2 protein-coding genes are annotated in these 3,149 nt (G+C 73.7%); both read left to right on the top strand.

Features of this window, described 5'->3' with window-relative positions; genetic code table 11:
• Positions 1-969, top strand: a 969-nt coding sequence (locus AB0C76_RS41175; RefSeq protein ID WP_359975863.1) for a KR domain-containing protein, incomplete at its 5' end; no start/stop codon positions are given.
• A gap of 36 nt (positions 970-1,005) precedes the next feature.
• The coding region (locus AB0C76_RS41170) for a type I polyketide synthase (protein ID WP_359975860.1) at positions 1,006-3,149 on the top strand (2,144 nt) is incomplete at its 3' end.

The following is a 3,149-nucleotide window of genomic DNA, read 5'->3' as shown; positions in this document are numbered from 1 at the left end:
GAACTGACCAAGGACCAGGACCTCAAGGCCTTCGTCCTGTTCTCCTCCGTCTCCGGTGTCATGGGCAGCGCCGGCCAGGGCAACTACGCGGCGGCCAACGTCTACCTGGACTCCCTCGCGCACTGGCGCCGCCTCCAGGGCCTGCCCGCCCAGTCCCTCGGCTGGGGCGCCTGGATGCCGACGGCCGGTATGACGGGGACGCTCTCCGAGGCCGATCTGCACCGCATCCGCGCCACCGGCGTCCCGCCCCTCACCGAGGAACAGGGCCTCGCCCTGCTCGACGCCGCCACGGGGATCGACGAGCCCTACCTCGTCCCCATCGGCCGCGCCACCGGCCCGGCCCGGATGCCCGGCACCGTGCCCGCGCTGCTGCGCGGCCTCGTCCGCGGCGCCCGCCGCACGGCCGAGTCCACCGGCGGCCGCACCGGATCCGTGGCCGCGCTCGCCGCCAGTCTCCACGAGCTGCGCGAGGCCGACCGGCTGCGCCACGTCGTCGACCTGGTCCGCACCGAGGCCGCCGCCGTCCTCGGCCACGCCTCGCCGCAGGCCGTCGCGGCCGACCGGGACTTCCACGACCTCGGCGTGGACTCCCTCACGGCACTTGAGCTGCGCAACCGCCTGACCGCCGTCACCGGCCTGCGCCTGCCCGCGACCCTGGTCTTCGACCACCCGACGTCCGCCGCCCTCGGCGCACACCTGGTCGGCGTGCTCCTCGACGAGCAGGACGCGGCGGACGGCGCCGCGCTGTTCGGCCAACTCGACCGCCTGGACGCGACCCTGGCCGACGCGGACACCGACGAGGCGACCCGCAACGCGGTTTCCCTCCGGCTGCGCCGAATGCTGGAGAAATTGCGAAACCAGGACGCGCAGAATGCCGAGGACGCCATTGCGGAGCGGCTCGAAGCAGCGAGCGCGGACGAGGTCCTGGCCTTCATCGACAACGAGCTCGGCCGTCTGAGCGACCGCTGACCGACCCCGCCTCATCACAGGAAGGCACCACCCCCCATGTCGAACGACAGCAAGCTCGTTGACTACCTCAAGTGGGTCACGGCCGACCTGCACCAGACACGCCAACGACTGCTGGAGGCCGAGTCGGGCCGGCACGAGCCGATCGCCATCGTCGGCATGGCGTGCCGCCTGCCGGGCGGGGTGACCACTCCCGAGGAGCTCTGGCGGCTGGTCGCGGACGGGCGGGACGGCATCACCGGGTTCCCCGCCGACCGCGGCTGGGACATCGCCGCGCTGCTCGGCGAGGGCAGCGGCAGCAGCGCCTCGATCGAGGGCGGGTTCGTCGCGGCCGGCGAGTTCGACGCGTCCTTCTTCGGCATCTCGCCGCGCGAGGCCCTCGCGATGGACCCGCAGCAGCGGCTCCTGCTGGAGACGTCCTGGGAGGCGTTCGAGCGGGCGGGCCTCGACCCGGCGGGCCTGCGCGGCACCCGCACCGGTGTGTTCGTGGGCACGGCGGGCGTCGACTACGTCGGCGTGGTGATGAACTCGGACGAGGACATGGAGGGGCACGCGACCACCGGTCTGACGGCGAGCGTGCTGTCCGGCCGGGTGTCCTACACCTTCGGCCTGGAGGGTCCGGCGGTCACCGTCGACACGGCGTGCTCCTCCTCGCTGGTGGCGATGCACCTCGCGTCGCAGGCGCTGCGGGCCGGCGAGTGCACGCTGGCCCTGGCGGGCGGTGTGACCGTGCTGTCGACGCCGATGAGCTTCTCCGGGTTCTCCCGGCAGGGTGGGCTGGCGCCGGACGGGCGCTGCAAGGCGTTCGCCGACGCGGCGGACGGGACGGGCTGGGCGGAGGGCGCGGGCGTCCTGGTGCTGGAGCGCCTCTCGGACGCCCGCCGCAACGGGCACCCGGTGCTGGCCGTCCTGCGTGGTTCTGCCGTCAACCAGGACGGTGCGTCGAACGGACTGACGGCGCCCAACGGCCCGTCGCAGCAGCGCGTCATCCGCCAGGCGCTGGCCGCCGCGGGGCTGTCGGCCGGCGAGGTCGACGCCGTCGAGGGCCACGGGACGGGTACGCCGCTCGGCGACCCGATCGAGGCCCAGGCGCTCCTCGCGACCTATGGGCAGGACCGCGAACAGCCGCTCCTGCTCGGCTCGTTGAAGTCCAACATCGGCCACACCCAGGCCGCCGCGGGCGCGGCCGGCGTGATCAAGACGGTGATGGCCCTGCGGAACGGCGTGCTGCCGAAGACGCTGCACGTCGACGCGCCGTCGGCCGAGGTGGACTGGTCGGCGGGGGCCGTCGAGCTGCTCACCGAGGCCCGGGCCTGGCCGGAGGTGGACCGGCCGCACCGCGCGGGCGTGTCCGCGTTCGGGATCAGCGGCACGAACGCGCACGTGATCGTCGAAGAGGCCGTGGAGGAGGATCCGGCGGCCGACCCGTCGGTCGTGCCCGGTGTGGCGCCGTGGGTGGTGTCGGCGAAGTCGGGGGCCGCGTTGGCTGCGCAGCTGGAGCGGCTTGCCGGGGTCGGCGGTTCGCCGGTGGACGTGGCCCTCGCGTTGGCGGGGCGGTCGCGGTTCGGGCACCGGGCGGTGCTGGTGGACGGGGTCGAGGTTGCGCGTGGTACGGCCGGGGAGCGGCGGCTCGCGGTGCTGTTCTCGGGGCAGGGGTCGCAGCGGCTGGGGATGGGGCGGGAGTTGTCTGCCCGGTTCCCGGTGTTCGCGGAGGCGTTCGACGCGGTGTGCGCGCAGTTCGATCTTCCCGTCCGCGATGTGGTGTGGGGCTCGGACGAGGAGTTGATCAACCGGACCGCCTATGCCCAGGCGGGGTTGTTCGCGGTCGAGGTGGCGCTGTACCGGCTCGTCGAATCGCTGGGTGTGCGGGCTGAGTTCGTCGCGGGGCACTCGATCGGTGAGGTGGCTGCGGCGCATGTGGCCGGGGTGTTCTCGCTGGAGGATGCCTGCAGGCTGGTGGCGGCGCGGGGTCGTTTGATGCAGGCGCTGGCGGTGGGCGGCGCGATGCTGGCGGTGCAGGCGGCGGAGGACGAAGTCCTGCCGCTGCTGGGCGAGTTCGTGTCGGTCGCCGCCGTCAACGGCCCGACCTCCGTGGTCGTCTCGGGGACGGTGGAGGCCGTCGAGGCGATCGAGGCGCGCTTCGCGGACCGCAAGACGACGCGGCTGAAGGTCTCGCACGCGTT

This window comes from Kitasatospora sp. NPDC048722 (assembly GCF_040650235.1).
Classification (GTDB): domain Bacteria; phylum Actinomycetota; class Actinomycetes; order Streptomycetales; family Streptomycetaceae; genus Kitasatospora.
This window is presented reverse-complemented; position numbering and strand designations above follow the sequence as displayed.